The 21,556-nt window shown below is 63.0% G+C and carries 16 protein-coding genes and 2 tRNA genes; 10 read left to right on the top strand and 8 right to left on the bottom strand.

Annotated elements, in window-relative coordinates; all coding sequences use genetic code 11:
- The first annotated feature begins 52 nt into the window (after positions 1-52).
- Both BLW08_RS13565 and BLW08_RS13570 read left to right on the top strand, forming a co-directional pair.
- Positions 53-1,012 carry a hypothetical protein gene (locus BLW08_RS13565; RefSeq protein ID WP_090822159.1) on the top strand — a complete coding sequence of 320 codons (960 nt, stop codon included), beginning with the start codon at positions 53-55 and terminating at the stop codon, positions 1,010-1,012.
- Positions 1,013-1,129: 117 nt separating this feature from the next.
- Positions 1,130-2,005 (top strand): glycosyltransferase family 2 protein, encoded by an 876-nt coding sequence (locus tag BLW08_RS13570; protein ID WP_090822157.1) that lies wholly within the window; start codon positions 1,130-1,132, stop codon positions 2,003-2,005.
- Between the two features lie 17 nt (positions 2,006-2,022).
- Here the strand turns inward: BLW08_RS13570 and BLW08_RS13575 are convergent, their stop codons facing one another.
- On the bottom strand, positions 2,023-2,931 hold the full coding sequence (locus BLW08_RS13575) for a DMT family transporter (RefSeq protein WP_091325736.1): 909 nt from the start codon (positions 2,929-2,931) through the stop codon (positions 2,023-2,025).
- A gap of 118 nt (positions 2,932-3,049) precedes the next feature.
- Here BLW08_RS13575 and BLW08_RS13580 point away from each other — a divergent pair, with 118 nt between their 5' ends.
- From BLW08_RS13580 to BLW08_RS23875, 3 genes are all read left to right on the top strand, one after another.
- Entirely contained in the window at positions 3,050-5,044 is a 1,995-nt protein-coding gene (locus BLW08_RS13580) for a glycoside hydrolase family 84 protein (RefSeq protein WP_139244900.1), read from the top strand.
- A 111-nt stretch (positions 5,045-5,155) separates the two neighbouring features.
- Positions 5,156-5,437, top strand: coding sequence for a hypothetical protein (locus BLW08_RS13585; RefSeq protein ID WP_254779859.1), 282 nt, complete (start codon positions 5,156-5,158; stop codon positions 5,435-5,437).
- A 428-nt stretch (positions 5,438-5,865) separates the two neighbouring features.
- The gene (locus tag BLW08_RS23875; protein ID WP_175538700.1) at positions 5,866-6,021 is read left to right on the top strand and encodes a hypothetical protein; all 156 of its coding nucleotides are present in this window, start codon (positions 5,866-5,868) and stop codon (positions 6,019-6,021) included.
- Positions 6,022-7,009: 988 nt separating this feature from the next.
- Here the strand turns inward: BLW08_RS23875 and BLW08_RS13595 are convergent.
- A complete protein-coding gene (locus BLW08_RS13595) occupies positions 7,010-7,822 on the bottom strand; it encodes a GIY-YIG nuclease family protein (protein ID WP_091325739.1) in 813 nt (270 codons plus the stop codon).
- Between the two features lie 384 nt (positions 7,823-8,206).
- Here BLW08_RS13595 and BLW08_RS13600 point away from each other — a divergent pair, with 384 nt between their 5' ends.
- The 5 genes from BLW08_RS13600 to BLW08_RS13620 are packed head-to-tail and all read left to right on the top strand — an operon-like array spanning position 8,207 to position 15,209.
- The gene (locus tag BLW08_RS13600) at positions 8,207-8,353 is read left to right on the top strand and encodes an AbrB/MazE/SpoVT family DNA-binding domain-containing protein (RefSeq protein ID WP_139244901.1); all 147 of its coding nucleotides are present in this window, start codon (positions 8,207-8,209) and stop codon (positions 8,351-8,353) included.
- Complete coding sequence (locus BLW08_RS13605) at positions 8,350-10,122, top strand: DNA methyltransferase (RefSeq protein WP_091325742.1); 1,773 nt, start codon at positions 8,350-8,352, stop codon at positions 10,120-10,122. The genes BLW08_RS13600 and BLW08_RS13605 overlap by 4 nt, the downstream gene beginning before the upstream one ends.
- Positions 10,119-12,086, top strand: coding sequence for an N-6 DNA methylase (locus BLW08_RS13610; RefSeq protein ID WP_091325744.1), 1,968 nt, complete (start codon positions 10,119-10,121; stop codon positions 12,084-12,086). Before BLW08_RS13605 ends, BLW08_RS13610 begins: the two co-directional genes overlap by 4 nt.
- Complete coding sequence (locus BLW08_RS13615) at positions 12,086-13,741, top strand: McrB family protein (RefSeq protein WP_091325746.1); 1,656 nt, start codon at positions 12,086-12,088, stop codon at positions 13,739-13,741. The genes BLW08_RS13610 and BLW08_RS13615 overlap by 1 nt, the downstream gene beginning before the upstream one ends.
- A complete protein-coding gene (locus BLW08_RS13620) occupies positions 13,728-15,209 on the top strand; it encodes a 5-methylcytosine restriction system specificity protein McrC (RefSeq protein ID WP_091325747.1) in 1,482 nt (493 codons plus the stop codon). Before BLW08_RS13615 ends, BLW08_RS13620 begins: the two co-directional genes overlap by 14 nt.
- A gap of 178 nt (positions 15,210-15,387) precedes the next feature.
- Here BLW08_RS13620 and BLW08_RS13625 read toward each other — a convergent pair.
- From BLW08_RS13625 to gyrB, 6 genes are all read right to left on the bottom strand, one after another.
- A tRNA-Ala gene (locus BLW08_RS13625) sits at positions 15,388-15,463 on the bottom strand.
- A gap of 70 nt (positions 15,464-15,533) precedes the next feature.
- On the bottom strand, positions 15,534-15,653 hold the full coding sequence (locus tag BLW08_RS24040; RefSeq protein WP_217639245.1) for a DLW-39 family protein: 120 nt from the start codon (positions 15,651-15,653) through the stop codon (positions 15,534-15,536).
- A gap of 46 nt (positions 15,654-15,699) precedes the next feature.
- A tRNA-Ile gene (locus tag BLW08_RS13630) sits at positions 15,700-15,773 on the bottom strand.
- Between the two features lie 113 nt (positions 15,774-15,886).
- Entirely contained in the window at positions 15,887-16,591 is a 705-nt protein-coding gene (locus BLW08_RS13635; RefSeq protein ID WP_090822151.1) for a DUF3566 domain-containing protein, read from the bottom strand.
- Positions 16,588-19,257, bottom strand: a complete 2,670-nt coding sequence (gene gyrA / locus BLW08_RS13640; RefSeq protein WP_139244902.1) for a DNA gyrase subunit A — start codon at positions 19,255-19,257, stop codon at positions 16,588-16,590. The genes BLW08_RS13635 and gyrA overlap by 4 nt, the downstream gene beginning before the upstream one ends.
- A gap of 62 nt (positions 19,258-19,319) precedes the next feature.
- On the bottom strand, positions 19,320-21,398 hold the full coding sequence (gene gyrB, locus BLW08_RS13645; protein ID WP_090822149.1) for a DNA topoisomerase (ATP-hydrolyzing) subunit B: 2,079 nt from the start codon (positions 21,396-21,398) through the stop codon (positions 19,320-19,322).
- Positions 21,399-21,556: the final 158 nt, after the last annotated feature.

A 21,556-nucleotide genomic window follows, 5' to 3' on the forward strand; every position in this document is an offset into this window, starting at 1 on the left:
CACTTGGCGACGTAGGCTAGCAACAAACGAGCATGTGTATCGGGAGGTAGTTGTGAAGAAATCAGACCGTATTGCCCGCGACCTTGAACAATCCGTTGCGGTTGGTGTGGATAACGCCCGCGACTGGGCTGCACCACGCGTGGAAGCAGCTGTTAACTGGGCTGTTCCGCGTATCCAGCACGGCATTGACACCGCTTCCCCCAAGATCCAAGAGGGGCTGAAGTCCGCTGCGCACAACCTCGCCGATGGCGTTGCAGTTGTCACACCGCGGATTCAGGATGGACTGGCGCACCTCGCGCCGAAGATCCATGACGCAGTAGAGGACGCAACTCCCAGGATCCAGGAGACGCTCAATAAAGCCACTCCTGCCCTTGGACACGCGCGGGACAAAGTGGTGGACGAATACCTGCCCAAGCTGTCCGAGCAGTTGGGCCAGGCTTCGGTGGCCGTTCACCACGCCTTGGAGAACGCCCCGGCCCAGGTAGACGCCGTCGCGCAGAAGCTGGTTGACTCCGGCGTTGTCCACAGCGTGCAGGAGAAGGCGGAGGCCACCAGCAAGCAGATCAAGGCGGTTGCCGGCGAAGCCAGCAAGGCTGTCTCCACCAAGCTGGGCAAAGAACCCAAGCCCAAGAAGCGCGGCTGGCTGATCGTTACGGTCATCGCCGCCGCGGCCGCTGCCGGTGTTGCTGCCTGGAAGGCTTCCAAGCCGGTTGAGGATCCGTGGAAGACACCTGCTCCGGTGACACCGACGCCCGCACCGGTTCCGGCATCCTCGCCGGCTCCGGCCGACGCCGCTGCCTCTGCAGCTGCGGCCGCAACCCCTGCCACGGATGTCACGCCGGATGAGGCAGCTGCTGAGGCCGCGCAGGTAGCCGAGGACGCTGCGAAGAGCGCTGAGGAGACCACCGCAAAGGTGGCAACCGACGCCAAAACTGCCGTCAAGAACATCGCTGCCAGCCTGCACAAGGACACCGAAGGCACGGATACCGACGCCAAGGGTGCCCACAGCTAGCACCAGCAGTTCAAGCATTTGAAGGGATCCCGGCCGATGCCGGGGTCCCTTCAGTGTTTGCCGGCTTGTAACCAAAGCCTCCATCGGTCTCCGGGTCCGGGTGTTAGATTTGGAGTGATGTCAGCCGATAGACCCTCTGCGGGTGCCCTCCAGGATGCTCCGGTTCCTCCGGGCGTTTCCATCGTCATCCCGGCGTATAACGAGGAAAGCGTCATTCGCCAGTGCCTCATCGCGGCCATCTACCAGTCCGTACCTGCCGACGAGATCATTGTGGTGGACAATCTGTCCACGGACCGCACGGCCAGGATTGTGCGCCAGATGCAGCAGGAATACCCGGAGAGCCCCATCATTCTCTTGCGGCAGGAAGCCGCCCAAGGCCTCATCCCCACCCGTAACCACGGGTTGAACAGCGCCACCGGGGACGTGGTTGGCCGGATCGACGCTGACTCCGTCCTGGAACCAGATTGGGTGGAACAGGTACAAAAAGCATTCATGGACCCTTCGGTTTCCGCAGCCACCGGTCCCGTGGTCTACTACGACATGCCCATGCGCCGTTTCGGGCTCAAGGCGGACGACAAGATGCGCCAACTCATGCTGCGCCTGGCCAAGCACCAGTACCACTTCCTTTTCGGTTCCAACATGGCTCTGCGCCGCACTGCATGGGAAACCATTCGCGACGAAGCCTGCTTGGACCCCAAAGATGAGATGCATGAGGATATAGATCTTTCGCTGCATCTCTTCGAGCACGACCTCAAAGTGCAGTACCTGCCGCAGATGGTGTCCGGGATGTCCGCCCGTCGACTCGAGGACTCACCCCGGGACTACCGCTACTACGTCCAGCGATTTGACCGGACCTACAAGGCACACAACGTCAAGAAGATGGCCCTGAAAGCACCCATGGTGGTGTTCTTCTCGGTCTACTTCCCGGCCAAGCTGCTGCGCGCCATCCACGCTGCCAACTCCGCGCAAGGCGTCCGCCGGGGCGGCGTTTAGCGCCCGACGCCGGAACGTCAGTCCGTACCCAGCTCGGCTTCGCGCCGGTCTGCTTCGGGCCGGCCACGCCGCTGCCCGGCAACCACCACGGCAAGTCCAACCAGAATCAGTGCCAGGCCCGCATATGTTCCGGCCGGCAAAGTTTCATTCAGGAAGATGGCTGCCAAAATCGCTGCTCCTGGAATCTCCAGCAGGATGATCATGGACACCAGCAGGGGACTCATGGTTGCCAGCAGATGGTTGAACGCCGTGTGCCCAACCAGCTGCGCACAGATGGTGATGGCGATAATCCCCAGCCAGCCTCCGGCGTCGAACCCTGTGAGGGGCTGGGCGTTGAACAAAGCCAGCACGGCCACGATCGCGGCGCACATGCCGTAGCAGAGCGTGGTATACGTTCCCGTACCCATTGACTGCCGGGCTTTGCCGCCGGCGAGGGTGTACAGACCCGCCAGGGCTCCGCCAGCCAGTGCCAGAAGGTCTCCCAGGAGGGCTTCTGGGGATGAGCCCATGTCGAACCCCGTGATGGCTACAACGCCACCGAAAGCAATCCCCAAGCCCAGCAGCACCGGCCAACGGTGTCGCGTACCCCTGAACAACTGGAACACCGCAATCCACGCCGACTGGAGGCACACCAAGGCGGTCGCGGCGGCCACCGACGTCAGTTGCAGCGCGGTAATGAAGCACGCGAAGTGGAAGGCGAGGGCAACGGCGGCCACAGCAGACCAACCAAACTCACGGCGGGTGATCCTACCGAAGGCACGGGGCTCCCGGATGACCACAGGCGCGGCCATCACCACCGCACCGATCGCGTTGCGCCAAAAAGCTATGGCCAACGCCGTCACCGAGGTGGCTCCGAGAGTGCCTGCAATGAGCGGTCCGGAAGAGGCAACACCCAAGACCCCAAGGGCAGCAATGAGAAGGTTCACGGATCAACCCTAGTGTGGCGGGGGAGTGCTTCCGCCCCTATCTGATGGGCGGACAGTGTGATTGTCTTGACTCAATATTCCAGTGAGCCGGCGACGACATACCCAAGGGGTTACCCGATTGAACACAGCACCCATCGGCGCTGGCGCCAAACGGCGGCGGTATGTCCTGCTGTCGCTCGCAGCGGGGGCACTCGCGGCTGCCCTGGTGGTTACCGGCTGGTTTGTTGTTTCACGTGAGCGTCCCGGCGGGCGGGAGGGAGATGCGGGCGGAATTCCCAGCATCTTCCCGGTTCCGCAGCATGCCCGCGCCGGATCCGGGGGTCCGGTCCCTTTGCTGGGCCACGTTTACGTTGTGGCCCCCTCAGGAACGGATCAGTCCTCGATTGCCGCTGTTCAGGACTTGGTGGCGGGTGCTGGAGGGACCACCGAGATCGTCGCAGAATTGTCCAACCCACGCGAGGGAGCTTCTGCCGTCTACTTGGGAACAGGGGCAGCTGCGGCTTCGGCCCTCAAGTCATTGCAGTTGGACAGCGATGCTGAAATCCGCGAGGCACTGGGACGGCCGGAAGGATACGCCCTGGCTACCGGGCGGCCTGACGGGATCCCGACTGCGGTGCTCGCCGGTGGGGACAACGACGGCGTTTTCCACGCAGTGCAGACACTGCGTCAGCTGCTCAAGGACGGATCTGTAGTTGCAGCGCGGATCAGCGACTGGCCACTGATGGAAACCCGCGGCGTCATCGAGGGCTTTTACGGAACGCCATGGTCCCATCAGGCCCGTTTGGACGTGATCGAGTTCGCCGGCCGGCAAAAGATGAATACCTACATCTATTCGCCCAAGGACGACCCCCTGCTCAGGGACAAGTGGCGGGACCTCTACTCGAATCAGGAGCTTGGGGAACTGCGGGAGCTCATTGATGCTGCAGCGGCCAACCACGTCCGGTTCAGCTACGCCCTGTCACCGGGGATCGACATTTGCTATTCACGCACATCTGATCTGGACGACGCCGTGGCCAAGCTTGAATCCTTGTATTCGCTGGGGGTTCGGTCCTTCGTGATCCCCTTGGACGATATCGCCACCAAGGTCCAATGCGCTGACGACCTCCGGGAGTTCGGTTCGGGCCAGGTCAACCTGGCAAAGGCACAGGCGTCCTTCCTCAATGACGTCAATGAAAGGTTCATCGCCGGCAAGGCTGGTGTCCTGCCTTTGGAAACCGTCCCCACCTTCTACAACGGCTCCGGGAGCACCCCGTACAAAAAGGAGCTTGGCCGTGCGCTGAATCCCGGAATCGTGGTGCAGTGGACCGGCGAGGACGTAGTGTCCCATCGAATTAGCCAGGACTCAGCGGACACGGCACGGCAGAGCTATGGGAGCCCCGGATCACCGCGCGACATCATCATCTGGGATAACTACCCGGTCAACGACTTCTCGCAGGACCACCTGTTCCTGGCACCGGTGATCGGCAGGGACGCGGATCTTCATGAATCCATCCGTGGCATTGTTACCAACCCCATGATCCAGCCGTATCTTTCCCTGCCAGCCATTTTCAACTACGCCGATCTCTCCTGGAACGGGCCGGCCTACGACCCCGCCAAGTCCATGAACGCCGCCTTGTCCCTCGTTGCCGGTCCGGATCCCGACACCCAAGCCGCTGTGAAGGCGTTCGCTGACCTGAACCAGGATTGGCAGGACGACGAGCTCACGCCGTCCGCTCCCGGTCTGCGCCGCGATGTTGACCAGTTCTGGGCGGATTACGACGCCGGGAAGCCTGGTTCAGGAGCATTGAAGGCACGCGCTGAGCTGCTTCAGCGCCTGCCCGATCTCCTTCCCGGCATGGCCCAGCCTGGTTTCGCAAAGGACGCCAGCGCCTGGGTTGCGGCGGCCGCCGAGTATGGACGTGGCGTTGAGGAGGCCTTGGGCATGCTGGAGGCTGCCAGGAAGGGCGATACCCAGGCTGCCATGGTGGCTCGCAGGAACGTCCAGAGCTCCTTGGTCGCCGCTGGCGCGAAATCCCAGCCAACGTTGGAGCTCGGGGTGGTCACTCCTGTGCTGGGAGACAGTGAGCTGAAGGCGTTCCTTGAGCGGGCTCTTCAACAAGCCCCTGCTGGCTGAGTCCGTGCGTGGGCCTTGTGCTTGCTGTTCGACTTTGGGTGTTCCGCAACGACCCTGGGCCGGTCCACCAGGTAGTTGTGGGCCAGTCCCATTCCCAGCACCGGCAGAACGATGACCGTGAACACGATAGGTACCCGCCGCTCCAGCATCTTCCTACGCTGCAACCGGCGGCAGGTTGACATCGTGCGCGACCTCGTCGGGGATGTTCCGGTCACCGGGGCGCTGTGCTATCTCGAGGCCGACTGGCCGCTGATCGGGGGCGCGTTCTCGACGCGTGGCGTTCATATGCTCTGGCCGAAACGGCTGGCCAAAGTGCTTATGGAGCAGACAGCCGGCGATAGCGATGTCGCGGCTATGCGTGAGGCGGTAGCCTCGCGGTTCAAGTCTGCGTGATGGCAGGTGTCGATGTTCGAAGCTGTTCGGAAGCACGCTAAGGATCCCTTACCGGGACATTCGTCACTTCCAAAAGGGATGGGACCTACGCCGCGAACTGCGTAGAGAGGTAGCCGCTGACATCTCGCCGAGAATAGCCCACCAGGGGCCCGAGAACTGGCGGCCCCACGACCACAGAGGCGGCAGGGCTTCCCGTCAGATCCAGGCGGGAACCTTCATTTCGGGTTGCTTGCTCCCAGCGTCAAGTTCTCAACGCGAACCTTCTGATTAGCTCCGCTGGATGCGGCGCTCGTAGCGACAAGAGCGAGGTATGCCAACCACACCGCCGCAGCTGATGATGCCAGCGAAAGAAATGCCACGAACAATGACCAACCCAGTCGGCTCGCCGATCTGCTGGCCAGAGCGGCAGCCCGTTGGCGCGGCAGCGGATGGATTTCCTTATCCTGTTCTCCAGCAGGCATCGCGTGGTTCTCGAAGTCGACGGGAAGCAGCACTATGCGAACGGCGATACCGCGAGCCCAGCCCTCTACAGCGAGCTGGTCTCCGAGGACCGACGGCTGAGGCTCGCCGGCTACGAGATCTAGCGGTTTGGCGGGGCCGAGTTGATGAGGGACTGTGCAGACAAAATGGTCGCCGAGTTCTTCGACCAACTCGCCGAGCGCATGCGCTGAGACACAATCTGGCGTCCTGAATTGGGTCCGGTAATCGGGAACATTCCCCGGATGTCCCAAGTCGGCTGGTCCGCAGTCACGGTCTCCAAGTGGACTAATCAACTCAACGTCGCTCGCGGGCTAGGAAATAGTCTCCGGCCGAAATGATGGCTCTAAGGTAAGAGGATGAAGCCCGCTCGACTGCTCTTGGTAATTGGGAGCAATCCTCCCTCGCAGACAAGTGGCAAGCGGACTCTGAATAGAGTGGAGCAGGCACGGGACATCCTCGGATTTGAGGAAGCTCGGCTCGTAAATTTGTTTGGAGGCTCGTCTTATCGCTCCGGTGACGTGTCGGTACTAGGCGTTGAGCCAGCGGGGTGGCTTGCTGCTCGCGGAGATTTAGAGGCAGGACTGTCGTCGGCTTCCGCAGTCCTGCTTGCCTACGGCACTAATCCCCCGACTGGGCCAGCCAGGTTGCACTTCCGCGGGCAGGTGGACTGGCTAGAGGGACGTATCGCGGCTCTCTCACTTCCTTCTTGGTGGGTGGGCGGTGCTCCCAGGCATCCGTCCCGCTGGCAACGCTACACGTGGCGGGAGTTCCCGGACATGTCTTATGCCGCCGCGCTTGAGGTGGCGTTACGAGAGCGTAGCGACACGGCCCGGTCCGACTGACGGCTGCAGAATTTGTGGCCCTTGACCTTGAGACTCGATGCGGAAGGGGGCCTCTCCCGGCCAGACAAGGACGGCATTGATAAGGCTAGACGACCAAGGGCCCGGACAAGGCGGAGCCCAGACGAACGACGCGATTCACCTTGTCCGCTGCCGGATTTCGTCAAGCCTGTGCGCGGCATCCGGCGACTGGGCGGCTTCCGACGAAAACCAACTTGCTAGCTCCGGCGGCACCATCCTCCGCATTCGGAAGTCAGTTCCGGTTAAGGCCGTGCGTTCGCGTGTCGAAGGCATGCTTGTAGTGGCTCTCCGCTGCGTCGATCTGTCGGGTGGGCGTCGCGGGGTCGAACACCCGCAGCAGCGAGAAGCGGAAGGTCGTCGGGTCGAGGGTGCGCAACTCAACGTTACTGCCGTGACCGTTGGTCGCGTACGCGCTCCAGCGCTGTCGGATGCTCTCATCTCCTTCGGCCTTGCCGACGTACTGGCGTCCGTCCCTGGTATCAGTGATCAAATTGACGCCTATAACGGACGTCAGCGCAGTGCGCCATGAGGCGTAACGATGCTCGCGCATCACAGCCTGGAGCTGCGCGTGATCCAGCACGAGCCCGTCGAAGCCCGGGAACGGCACCGGCTGCGCGTCGGCGATCTCCATGACCGGGTAGCCGGCGGCCGTGGGGCCGTTGAGTCGCCAGGTGCGCGGCGACCTCCAGCCGATCACGAGCCGATTCCTGAGCTCGGCCATATGCTCCGACTCAACTAGGTCGAAGGTGCGCAAAGCTCCGTCGTTCGACGTCTCCCCGCGGTTCTCAAGGACCGACCAGAGCCGGGCGCGGTTGCCCCCTTCCCGTATGAAAACGACCCAGATCCCGGGCGGAGAAACCGGAAAAATGTGCGGCTTCGCGGACTGCTCGCTCGTGTACGCCAGGATCTCCGCGTCGGTGGAGTCGGAATGGATGCCCGGCAGTCCGGTGTCCTCGTGCTCTCGCACGTAGGCGTGGCGAATCGCCAGGGCCGCCGTGGGATCGATGCCTGCACTGTGCAGGATCGGTTCGAGCGTCAGCGTCATCGGCGGGTCGCTTCTTCCTCTTGCTTTGTATTGCAGTTCGTCGTCTGAACCAAATCGCGGGCGATCCAACGGATCGCCCTGGAACGAATGTACGCGACCACCAACCTCCAAGGTCGATCCAACCCGTTCTTTCAGTGTCGGTGGCTGCTCTTAGTGTCGGAGCAGAGCCGAGCACCCACCCAAGCCCGAATCATCCTCGCCACCGTTCGGCGCCGAAGCTCAGAGCGCCTGCCCTGGCTCTCGGCACCATGGCGAAGTTCGACAATCTATTAGCTCTAATATCTCTATAAATTCTAAGAAATCTAATAACTGTGTTAGCTTGAGCTTGTGGTTCCAGAGCAGGTGGTTTGGTACGGCCCTCGTGCCCTGACAAAGGTGCGGCAGGTGTGTATACCTGTCGAGCTTCTGCGTGCCCTGAACCTCGACGTGGGAAGCGAACTCCAGTTCGCCCTCAGCGAGGACCACAGCGAGATACGCATTCGTCCGACCGGGCGTTCCCGGACGGACCAGGACGAGAATGAGGCATCATGAGCACGGATGAGCTTCAGGCCCTCTATGCGTCGCCGCTGCCCGCAAGCCGCACCGGCGCTCTCTACAACGCGTTCTCGTATCCCACCAAAATCTCGGCGGAAAGCGTCGCGCTGTTCATCGCATGCCATACTGAGCCCGGCGACCACGTCCTGGACGTCTTCGGCGGCTCGGGAACCACCGGTATTGCCGCACTGCTCTGCGAGCGACCGACCGACCGCATGGTGTCGATGGCCGGCGAACGCGGCCTGGAACCGCGCTGGGGTGCGCGGAACGCCACCGTCTACGAACTCTCGGAGATCGGCACGCTACTCTCGCGGGTCATGACCGCCGCCCCCGAACCGGAGGCGTTCAAGGCCGCCGCAGCGCGCCTGGTGGACGCTGCCTCGGCGCTCGAGCCGACACTCTACGACGCCGCGGGGCCCGACGGCCGGGACGGGACAGTACGCCAGATCATCTGGAGCGACATCGTGCAGTGCCCCCGCTGCGGAGCAGAAACCACCTATGCGGATACACGTGTCCGCTACGAGCCCCTGCGGTTCGACGACACTTTCAGCTGCGTCTGCGGCCATACAGGCTCGCCCGACGACTGGCCGCGCGTGCTGGAAGACGTGGTCGACCCCTGGACCGGCGAGACGAACCGGCGTCGCCGCCGGATGCCGTGGAAGGTATACGGCACCTCGTCGACCGGCAACTGGAGCAGGCGAGCGACCGATGAAGACGGCAGGGTCGAGGACGACGCTCTTGCCCGCGGCCTGCCATTGGGCGCACCGATCGTCCCGCTGCACTGGGGTGACCTCCATCGCAACGGCTACCACCAGGGCATGACGCACCTCCATCACCTCTACACCGCCCGCAATTTCCGTGCGCTGGCTACGCTGTGGCAGCTGATCGAGCGCGAGCCGGAAGAACTCCGCGAGGCGCTGAAGCTGCTCGTACTTTCCTACAACGCCGCCCATTCGACACTCATGACCCGCGTCGTGCTTAAGAAGAACTCCAAGGACTTCGTTGTCACCGGTGCCCAGTCCGGCGTCATGTACGTCAGCGGACTGCCGGTGGAGAAGAACGTCTTCACGGGCATCAGGCGTAAGATCAAGACGTTCGCGGCCGCTTTCGAGTTGCTGCACGGCCTCTCAGGCGACGCGACCATCGTCACAGGGAGCAGCGCCGACCTGCACCTGCCGAACGAGTCGGTCGACTACGTGTTCACCGATCCGCCATTCGGCGGCTACATCCCCTACTCGGAGATCAACCAGGTCAACGAGCTGTGGCTGGGTCAGACCACCAAAACCGAGGAAGAAGCGATCATCTCTCCCTCCCAAGGCAAGGGCGTAGGCGAGTACCAGGCACTGCTGACGTCGGTGTTCTTGGAGGTCGCACGCGTCATGAAGCCGGACGCCGACGCGACACTCGTGTTCCACTCGTCCCAGGCCACCGTCTGGCAGGCGCTCACCGCGAGCCTTGCTGACGCCGGCCTGGCGGTCACAGCGGCGAGCATCCTCGACAAGACGCAGGCCAGCTTCAAGCAGGTGAACGGACACCTGGCCGTCAGCGGCGACCCGCTGCTCCGCGTGAAAAGACGCCCGCGAGTGGCCGCGGTGCGGCAGAACGTCCCGACGATGAGCGACCTGGCCATGGTCGAACGCAGCCTGCCGGTCACGGCCCGCCAGCAGCAACACCGCTACTCGGAGCTCATCGGAATGGCGTTGATGAGCGGAGTCCCCATCACGATGGATGCCCGAGCCGTGTACCAGATACGGGGGCTCGATTGAGCGTTGAGACCGTTCTGAACACCGTCAGGAAGAAGCAGTTAGGGCAGTACTTCACCGATCAGCGCGTTGGCCGACTGCTGGCGGCGTTGGCCGGTGCCGAGTCCGCGAAGACCATCATCGACCCGATGGTCGGCTCTGCGGACCTCCTTCGGTCCTGTCTCTCGGTCGGTGCACGACCCGACAGGGTCTTCGGGCTAGACCTAGACCCGCTGGCAGTGGCACAGGCCCGCGCAGCGCTCGAGGGCGTGCGCTGCACTGAGTTGGTCGTGGGCGACGCGTTTTCCACTGAGCTGCCCTCTGAGCAGTTCGACCTTGTGATCACCAACCCGCCGTATATCCGATACCAGTCGAAGGGCAACGTCGACGGCATCAGCGTACCGTCGGCCGAATCCGTGCGAGCGGGACTACTGCGAGCGATCACCAACCGGCCGGACCTCCCCGACGCTGCTCGCGGACTGTGGACACGCGCCGCCAGGAGCTACCCCGGCACGTCCGACGTCGCCGTTCCCGCCTGGATCCTGAGCGCCGCGATGGTACGAGAGGGCGGCATGCTAGCCGTTGTCGCCCCGCAGGCATGGTTGAGCCGCAACTACGCGCACGCCGTGCGAGAACTCCTTGACGGAGCGTTCGACGTCGAGGCGATCGTCGAGGACGGCGACGCGACGTGGTTCGAGGACGCCCAGGTGCGCACCCAGCTCGTAGTGGCCAGGAGACGGCCCGTCGCGGCTCGGACCGCCGGTCACTCGGTCGTGAGGGCGCGAGCCACTCGCGATCTCGACACCGAGGGATCCCTGAGAGGATCCCTGGCTTCCGAGGCGGCCGTCGCGACGGCCCTGCGCGCCGTGACGGCGAGCAGTTCGACCACGGTCACCACCGGACTCACCGCACACGTCGAGCATGACCTCTCCGTGGCGTCATCAGGGCAGACGGTCCATGTCCCGGCGCGGGTAACAGTGGCGATCGGAACGGGTCCTGCCGCCCTCGCCACACGGACGCTCGCGTCGTACGGCTGGCGGGCCGGACAGGGCCTCAGGAGCGGCGCGAACGACTTCTTCTACGTCAGCGTGGTCGACGGCGTCGTGTGTCCGGCTCCCCGCTGGGGCGTGGAATCGCTGCCGATCCCGCCCGAGTGCCTGCTTCCTGCAGTCCGTCGCCAGAGCGATCTCGGTGATCATCTCGCCGTCGACGCCTCCCTGCTCCAGTCCCGCGTCGTGAACCTCCGCGGCTGGGTCACCGCTGCGGACCTAAAGCGAATGGGATCGGGAGAAGTGCAGGTCCTCCCGGCAGCCGTCGGAAGGTGGATCTCACAAGTCGCGAGCACTCCCCTGTCCGCGAAGGACCCGACCAAACTGTTTCCCGACCTCGCGGCCGTTGCCACGAACAGCAAGATGGACCGCACCGGTCGCCCGGTCAGGTTCTGGTACCAGCTGCCGGAGCTCACCGTCCGCCACAGGCCGGCGCTGCTCCTTGGTCGCGTTTGCGGCGGACGCCCGAGGACGTATCTTAATCCGTCCAGAACCGTTATCGACGCCAACTTCTCGGGCTTCTGGCCTACCGAGCCCGACGCCATGCCCGCCGAGGCGCTGCTCGCTCTGCTGAACTCCAGCTGGGTCTGGGCCAACCTCGAAGCTACGTGCACGGTGCTTGGCGGCGGCGCACTCAAGATCGAGGCGACGGACCTGAGGCGGATGGCCCTCCCCGTTCTCTCGGCCGAAGACGTCGCGAAGCTTTCCCGGCTGGGGCGTGATGCAATGATGGAGCACTCAGGAGACCTGCAGCTCGCCATCGATGAGGTAGTGGCTGGTGCTCTGGCTCCCGGGCAGTGGGACGAGCTCCGTCCACAGAGACTGCAGGCTCTCGCCGAACAGGCGCTGAGTCACCGCTCGCGCGGCAAGTGGTCCTCGCGTGCCGCCGGATCGGACGTTTTTGCAAATAGGGTTGCTGCGACAGATAGGTGGGGCTGATGGAACTGGCGCTCGAGACGGTCCGTGTGCTGCGGCGCTTCAAGAACGCTGTCCTGGAGGGACCGCCGGGGACCGGAAAGAGCCATGTCGTCAGCGCGGTGGTAGCAGCCTGGGAAAACGAGACCGGCCGGAAACTGGTGGGCAACGGCCGCGGGAACTACGCGATCACGCTTCACCCGAGCACCACATACGAGGAGTTCGTCGAGGGGCTACGCTACGACGACGCGAAGAGCTCCTTCGTCCGAAAGGACGGCTTCCTGCGGGAAGTGATCGCGAACGCGTCCGCTGATCATGCCTCCGACTATCTGATCCTGATCGACGAGCTCAACCGCGCTAATGTCCCCAAGGTTTTCGGCGACCTGCTGCTCACGATGGAGTCTAGTAAGCGGACTACATGGGATGGGTCGAATTGGATCGGCGGCATGGAAGTCACGCTGCCTTACTCAGGGAAACTCTTCTCGGTGCCGAGCAACGTCTACCTGCTCGGCACGATGAACACCTCCGACCGCTCGATCGCGCCCCTGGACTCGGCCCTGCGCCGCCGGTTCGGGTTTATCAGAGTGGAACCACTGGTCGGCGAGGCGCTGCGGCAGCGCATCGCAGAGACGGACGGCTCAGATGCGGTCGAGCGGGTCGAACGCTCCATAGACCAGCTGACCAATCTCAACGAGGCCCTCCGACGATGCCTCGGTCCGAACGCAATGCTCGGCCACAGCTACCTCTTCGGCGTGGCGGCCACCGAAGGCTCGGTCGCTGACGCCAATGACCCGCTTGCTGTGGTCCGAGAAGCTGCATCACAGCCGAACGTGGTCGGAGGACTATGGCTCGAAGTCAGCAAGATGTGGGGGTTCAACCACAACCAGCTTGACCTGCCCGACCAGACACCTTCACGCCGCGGCCTGGTGGAGAGCTTCTACCCGATGGCTTCGGGCGGCACCCCGGCGACAGTGCGTTCCGGCCCCGGCAGTCAGGACTCGTTCGACATCGCCGTCGCCGGGAAGCTCTTCGTCGGCAACACGATCGAGTACAACAAGGGTGGCAGCAATGTGCGCCTGAAGTACCAAGGCCGAACAGCGCTGGACGAGGGGATCCTTTCTGCCGTCCCGGACGACGGCATGGAGCAGCACATCCATGTGTGGCTGCGCCGCGACGATGACACGTTCGAGCTGATCCTGCTCGACCGGACAGCGAGCGTTCTTGCGGCTCTCCAATCCGTGAGTTCTGGCGCTGCGGGATGGCACGCCCGGACACCTGGCTCGGGCGGCCGAGCCTATGGGGAGATCGACATAGCAACCTTGGCGGCCTCGCAGACGCCAGGGCCAACCGTCGACGAAGACGCCGAATGGATGATTTGGCGATACGCGATCCTGCCTCAGCTCATCGACACTGCGACCCAGGTCGGCGCAACCGATCTCCTCGCAAAGGAGACCAGGAATGCCTGGCTCGAGGCCGCTAACGCCAACGACGTCGCGGACCGCTGGGAGTCCTTCGACCGGTTCCTGGCCAGCCTTTCGCTGGCGATCACCGAGGAGGGCTACGGCCTCACGCGCGGTCTAACTGTCGTCGACATTCCGGTCGGGGCCGCTTCCGAGTTCGTCGCGCCGGAGACGTCGGACGAGCCCGACGCCGAGGACGCCGACGATGGTGACCAATAGCGACCCTCGGCTCTGGATCAAGGCGAGCCCCCGCGGGACCCGCTCCGGTTTCGTTGTCCTCCCCGACGGGGCCGGCGGCAGGGTGACGGTGACGGTACTGCCGAAGCCGTGGTCCGCCAAGGCAAAGGTCGTCCGCGACTACGACCATGTGCCGGGCTCGACCACGCATGTCGTGATGCACGAGACGGAGTTGGCCGTCCTGAGCACCTCGTCCGCCTCGATCGGGGCGATCACGATCGGCCTCATGGACGTCTCGGGCCAGCAGGCCGACTTGCTGGCCCTCGGGGCTCCGCCAGACGATCCACAGACCGCTCCTGCCATCGCCGGCGATCCATTCCGCGAGCTCCTCGACCTGATGTTGCTCGCCGAGCGGGGCAGCCTGACGAGCAGCCCGCTGACCTTCGAGGGCGCGTTCGCGCCCTCCCTCCTGCGGCTCCTCACGCAGGAACGGTTGCTTTCGGTCGTGGAAAACCTTATCTTCCGTGTCCGCCCTCGCTACTCAGAGCGGACGGAGACGCTCGAGATGCCCCGCGGACGGCTGCGCGACGACAGCCTCCTGTACTCGCTCGCGACGGGCACCCCTCGGGTCGAATCAACGTTCGATGAGCTTACGACGGACACCCCGCTCCTGCGGGTCGTGGCCTCGGCGCTCCGCGTGGTCGGGAATGACCGCCTGCCGCGCAAGATCGCATCACTGCGGCCACGACTGCAGACTCGCGCCGTGCATCTGCTCCGCTACCTCTCGGGCGTCACCCTGATCGACCGGGAGCAAGCACTTTTGACCGCCGAGCACCTCTGGCTGGGACCGCTTGACCAGATCTGGAAGCCTGCGATCGACGCCGCAATGCCGGTCCTCCGCGACTGGGCCGTCGAGCCCGATTCCGGAGCCAGCAGCACGGATGCCCTCCTGATTCACGTCTCGACTGAGAAGTTCTGGGAGCAGTGCATGGAGCTGGCACTGCAGAGCGCCTTCGTGACCATCGCGGTTAGCCGGGACGCCCAGCCCGGCGAAGGCGTAAGCGTGCCGGCTCCCTGGGTGGCGCGGGCGCCCGAAGGCATCGAGCCTCCGGAGCCTGCAACCACATCCTTCCCGGACTTCATGCTTCGCTCCGGTCGGCGCGTGGTGGTCGCGGACGCAAAGTACAAGCTCGGCACCGGGACCGCGCCGACTTCATCAGACGGCTACCAACTGTTCGCCTATAGCCACCTGGCGACTCTCGGAGGGCCGGTTTCCGATCTGGCGGTCATTTTGTATCCGACGCGGGTCGGCGGTCAGCCGAAGCAGCTTGAGCTGGAAAGACTGAGAAGCCGCCGTTATCCGCTCTGGCTCGTGCGCCTGCCGTTCCCATCGCGATGCGATCTCAGGAGTCAGGGAAACTGGGCGGCATACGTCGCTCGCCTCGGGACCTCGGTTCACGACCTGTCAATCGACTGGGAACGCCAGCTCGTGGCTCATAGCGGGCGCTGAACCCGACACGCACCACTTCCTTCATTGACCATATCGCCACCTAAAACCTGGCTGCTCAGTACGTTTCGACGTGAAGAATGAGCCGCTCCGTCGTGGGAAAGGGCTTCTGACCACGGTGTTTGCAGGGAATAGGGTTAAAAGCAAAAGTCCCGGTCATTTCTGACCGGGACTTTTCTTATGGTGGAGGCACGGGGACTCGAACCCCGAACCCCCTGCTTGCAAAGCAGGTGCGCTACCAATTGCGCCATGCCCCCATAAGAAGCAACCCGTCAATCATACCCCATGTCAGGACCGGTATTTACCAGTTCCAACCGTACTCCGCAGCTAGTCGACCGTGTCGGTTGACTTGCTCCAGACATCCTTCCGGGCTTCGGATTCCTGGGCCTTTTTATAGACCAGGACACCTGCGATCGCCGCTGCTACAACTACCAGCAACTTCTTCACAAGCACCTCATTCCGATTCAGTGTTACCTGAACCTTGTAGGTTCCGTGGGCGTACCAGGACTTGAACCTGGGACCTCTTCGTTATCAGCGAAGCGCTCTAACCGCCTGAGCTATACGCCCCGATGCCTCATCGGGCCGAGATATGACTGTACAGCACATCCCGGCCCGATCTCAAATCGAGGCATTTTCGCGGAGGTTTTCCGCCAATTTCGGCGTATTTCCGCGGTTTTTCACTAGTCGTCCGTCAGGGTGACGCCCACGCCACCAACCAACGTTGCAGAAATGTTATACAGGACTGCCGAAAGCATGGAGAGCGCGGTCAACAGGACCACGTTCACCACCGCAATGATGGTGGCGAAAGACGCCACCTGGCCCAGGGAAGCAATCTTCTTCAGTTCGAATCCGCTGCCCTCGGAACCCGCGAGGGTTCCCAGCAAGCTATCCACCTGGTTGAAGATGCCCGTGAGATCCAGCACAGTCCAGAGCACGATCGCGGCGACTACCGTGACAATGCCCAGAGCTACAGACAGCAGGAACGCCATCTTCAGTACGGACCACGGGTCAACCTTGCTGACCAGGAGGCGTGCACGGCGAACCTTGGCCTTGGGAGCCGGCTTTACCAAGCCCGGGGCACCCTGGGCTGGACGCTGGGCCGTGGCACCCGCTGGGCGCTGTCCGGGCTGGGCCGGGCGCTGTCCCGGAGCGCCGGCGGGTCGCTGACCTGCCTGGGCCGGACGCTGTCCTGGAGCTCCTGCCGGCCGCTGGGCGGAATTAGTTCCGCTTGCGGGCCGCGCTCCAGCTGCGCCGGAACCGGTGGACCCGGTTCCGGGACGCTGCTGGGGCCGCGCAGGCGTTCCTGGCTGTGCGCTGCCCGAGGGCTGCCGGAGTCCGCCGGGGACACCTGTGCTCGGCTTGGGATATGAGTCGGAATTACTCACTCGTTACCTCCGGTGTTGTCTTCGTTCAGCTCCGCGCCCGTTTCGATTTCCGGGTCTGCGTCGTTTTCCGTTTCGGCCGTTGCGGTCGCCTCGGGGACGCCGTCGTTTGCAGCCAACGTTACGTCATCGTCGAGTCCGTCCTCGGACTCTTCGCCTTCCAAACCGCGTTCGCTGTTGCGCGCAACCTCGATAATGCGGTCATTCTTATCCGGCTTGGCGAAGATGACGCCCATGGTGTCGCGCCCCTTGGCGGGGACGCCTGTCACGGCCGAGCGGACAACCTTGCCGCCCTCCATGACCACCAGAACTTCGTCCTCTTCCTGCACGATCAGGGCGCCGACAAGGTCCCCACGGTCTTCGGCGAGCTTGGCCACCTTGATGCCCAGGCCACCACGTCCCTGCAGGCGATATTCGTCCACAGCGGTCCGCTTGGCGTAACCGCCTTCGGTTACCACGAAGACGAACGAGCCATCCTGGACCACGTCAGCGGCCAGGAGTTCGTCATCTTCACGGAACTTCATACCCGTCACACCGGATGTAGCGCGGCCCATGGGACGCAGTGCGTCATCGGTCGCTGTGAATCGGATTGATTGGCCCTTGCGGGACACCAGAAGCAGGTCATCGGTCTCGCTGACAAGCTGGGCCGAGACGAGCTCATCTTCGTCACGCAGGTTGATGGCGATAACACCGGCCGTGCGGTTGGTGTCGTAATCCTCCAGCCGCGTCTTCTTGACCAGGCCGTTCTTGGTGGCGAGCACCAGATACGGGGCCTGCTGGTAGTCCCGCAGGTCCAGGACCTGTGCGATGTGCTCATCCGGCTGGAAGGCCAGCAAGTTGGCAACGTGCTGGCCCTTGGCATCACGTCCGGCTTCGGCCAGTTCGTAAGCCTTGGCGCGGTAAACCCGGCCCAGGTTGGTGAAGAACAGCAGCCAGTGGTGGGTGGTGGTCACGAAGAAGTGCTCCACGACGTCGTCGCCGCGCAGTTGAGCACCCTTGATGCCCTTGCCACCTCGCTGCTGCGAGCGGTAGTTGTCGCTTCGAGTCCGCTTGACGTAGCCGCCGCGGGTAATGGTGACAACCATTTCCTCTTCGGGGATCAGGTCCTCCATGGACATGTCGCCATCGAAGCCCATCAGGATATGCGTGCGCCGGTCATCGCCGTGCTTGGCTACGATCTCCGCGAGTTCTTCGCTGATAATCTGGCGCTGGCGTTCCTCCGAAGCAAGGATCGCGTTGTATTCCTCGATCATCGCTTCGAGTTCCGCGTGCCGGTCCTGGATCTTCTGGCGTTCCAGGGCAGCCAAGCGGCGGAGCTGCATATCCAGGATGGCGCGGGCCTGGAGTTCATCGATTTCCAAGAGCTCCATGAGCCCTTCGCGGGCTGCTTCCGTGGTGTTGGAAGCACGGATGAGGGCAATGACCTCGTCCAGCATGTCCAAGGCCTTCAGGAGTGCACGGAGAATGTGCGCTTCTTCCTCGGCTTTGCGCAGGCGGTAGCGGGTACGGCGTGCGATGACGTCCATCTGGTGCGCAACCCAGTGCCGGATGAAGGCATCCAAGCTCAGGGTGCGCGGGACGCCGTCGACAATCGCCAGCATGTTCGCCGAGAAGTTGTCCTGCAACTGCGTGTGCTTGTAAAGGTTGTTCAGGACCACCTTGGCCACGGCGTCGCGCTTGAGCACGATCACCAGGCGCTGGCCGGTACGGCCGGAGGTTTCATCGCGGAGATCCGCAATGCCGGAGATCTTGCCGTCCTTGACCAACTCAGCAATCTTGATGGCCAGGTTGTCCGGGTTTGCCTGGTAGGGCAGCTCGGTCACCACAAGGCAGGTACGGCCCTGAAGTTCCTCCACATTGACCACAGCGCGCATGGTGATGGAGCCGCGGCCGGTACGGTAGGCGTCTTCGATGCCCTTGTGGCCCAGGATGGTGGCGCCCGTGGGGAAGTCAGGTCCCTTGATGCGCAACAAGAGTGCTTCGAGGAGTTCTTCGCGTGTCGCCGTGGGGTTGTCGAGCGCCCACTGGACACCCTCAGCAACCTCGCGGAGGTTGTGGGGCGGAATGTTCGTCGCCATGCCGACGGCGATACCCGAGGATCCGTTGACCAGCAGGTTGGGAAAACGCGCCGGCAGGATGGTGGGTTCCTGGTTCTTGCCGTCGTAGTTGTCTTGGAAATCGACGGTTTCCTCGTCGATGTCGCGGACCATTTCCATGGCCAGCTGGGCCATCTTGGTTTCGGTGTAACGCGGTGCGGCAGCGCCGTCGTTACCGGGCGAACCAAAGTTGCCCTGGCCCAGTGCCAACGGGTAGCGCATGGTCCAGTCCTGGATCAGCCGGACCAAGGCGTCGTAGATCGCCATGTCACCGTGCGGGTGGTACGTACCCATGACGTCGCCCACCACGCGTGCGCACTTGTTGAACGAGCGGTCGGGGCGGTATCCGCCGTCGAACATCGCGTACAGGACGCGGCGGTGTACGGGCTTAAGACCGTCACGGACGTCCGGAAGGGCACGGCCGACGATGACGGCCATCGCGTAATCGAGGTAGGACCGCTGCATTTCCGTCTGCAGGTCCACCTGCTCCACGCGGTCAGTCAGCACATCGCCCTCAAGGATGACGTCCTCGGCGTTGGATTCCGCCGGGACTTCGGGAGTTTCGTCACTCATAATCTAAGTTTTCCGTTTCAGGTATATGTCAGTTCTGGAATATTCGGTGGCCTTATGAGCCCCTAGATATCGAGGAACCTGACGTCCTTGGCGTTCTGCTGGATAAAGTTACGGCGTGATTCAACGTCCTCGCCCATCAGGACTGAGAATGTCTGATCGGCGGCCAGTGCGTCGTCCATGGTGACCTGCAACAGCGTGCGGCGGTCCGGGTCCATGGTGGTGTCCCACAACTCGGTGTAGTCCATCTCGCCAAGACCCTTGTAGCGCTGGATGCCGTTGTCCTTGGGAAGTCTCTTGTTCATGGCGGCACCCTTGCGGATGGTTTCATCGCGTTCACGGTCGCTGTATACGTAATCGTGGGCAGCGTTGGACCACTTAATCCTGTACAGCGGCGGCTGGGCGAGGTAAACATAGCCGTTCTCGATGAGGGGGCGCATGTACCGGAACAGGAGCGTCATGAGCAACGTGGTGATGTGCTGGCCATCAACGTCAGCATCGGCCATCAAAACGATCTTGTGATAGCGGAGCTTTGAGATATCAAAATCTTCGCCGATGCCCGTTCCAAAAGCCGTAATCATGGACTGGACTTCCGCGTTACCGAGGGCCTTGTCCAAGCGGGCACGCTCAACATTGAGGATCTTGCCGCGCAGGGGCAGGATGGCCTGGGTCTCGGGATTGCGGCCGCGCTTGGCCGAACCGCCTGCAGAGTCACCCTCCACCAGGTAGACCTCGCAGCGCGAGGGATCCTTTGAGGAGCAGTCGGAGAGCTTGCCGGGCATGCCGAACGATTCCAACGGGCTCTTACGGCGGGCATTGTCGCGGGCCTTCCGTGCAGCCATGCGCGCCTGGGCAGCCGAAATGGCCTTACGGATCACGTCGCGGGCGGGGCCGGGGTTGCGTTCCAGCCAGTCACCCAGCTGGTCAGTGACCACGCGCTGGACGAAGCCCTTGACCTCGGAGTTGCCCAACTTGGTCTTGGTCTGGCCCTCGAACTGCGGTTCGGACAGCTTGACTGAGATAACCGCCGTCAAACCTTCACGGATATCATCACCGGTCAGGTTGTCTTCCTTCTCCTTGATGATGCTCTTCTCACGCGCATAGCGGTTGATGAGCGAGGTCATCGCGGCGCGGAAGCCTTCTTCGTGCGTTCCGCCCTCATGGGTGTTGATGGTGTTGGCATAGGTGTGGACGCTTTCCGAATAAGCGGTGGTCCACTGCATGGCAACTTCGACGGCGATGTGCCGCTCAGTGTCTTCGGTCTCGAAAGCGATGACGTCCTCGTGGACGATTTCCACCTTCTTGTTCGAGTTAAGGTGCTTAACGTAGTCCAGCAGCCCATCCGGGTACTGGTAAACCACCGTGCGGTGCTCTGCGGCGACTTCGCCTTCGGTTGCAACAGCATCGAGATCAAGATCGTCGTCGCCCTCGCGTGCAACGGGACGCTCATCGGTCAACGTAATGCGCAGACCCTTGTTCAGGAAGGCCATCTGCTGGAAGCGCGCGCGGAGCGTCTCGAAATCGAATTCGGTGGACTCAAAGATGGTCCCATCCGGGTAGAACGTCTGGGACGTTCCAGTAACGTCCGTGGCTTCACCCTGAACGAGTTCGCCTTGGGGCTTGCCGCCGTCGGCGAAGGTCATGCGCCAAACGTGACCCTGACGGCGGACTTCCGTGTCCACGCGACGCGACAGTGCGTTGACCACGGAGATACCCACACCGTGCAGGCCACCGGATACTGCGTAACCGCCGCCGCCGAACTTGCCACCAGCGTGCAGGATGGTCATGACAACTTCAACCGTGGGCTTGCCTTCGGTCGGGTGAATGTCCACCGGGATGCCGCGGCCATCATCAACAACCCGGACGCCGCCATCAGCGCGAAGGGTGACCTCGATGTGGCTGCAATAGCCGGCAAGGGCCTCGTCAACAGAGTTGTCCACCACTTCATAGACCAAGTGGTGCAGGCCTCGGGGACCCGTAGAACCGATGTACATGCCGGGGCGTTTGCGCACGGCTTCGAGGCCCTCCAGCACGGTAATGTCGCTGGCACCGTACTCCCTGGGCGCCTCCGTGGGCGTGTCAGGCTTGGGAACAGTCTCCTCTTCGGGCTCTACTGCCAAGGTCTCTGCATTGTCGTTAGCCACAGGCGCTTTCGACTCCTCTGTACTCGATGTCGGCCGTTCCCGGTGCTGCCCGCAGTGAACCGCGGCCGCCAACGGGCACGTGACTGATTGCGCCGATTACTCCGACGAAGGGGTCTCCGATGCCACCAGAGTGGATTCAGGACCTGGACGACGTTTCA

The sequence above is a fragment of the Arthrobacter sp. cf158 genome (assembly GCF_900106835.1).
In the GTDB taxonomy this organism is placed as follows: Bacteria; Actinomycetota; Actinomycetes; order Actinomycetales; family Micrococcaceae; genus Arthrobacter.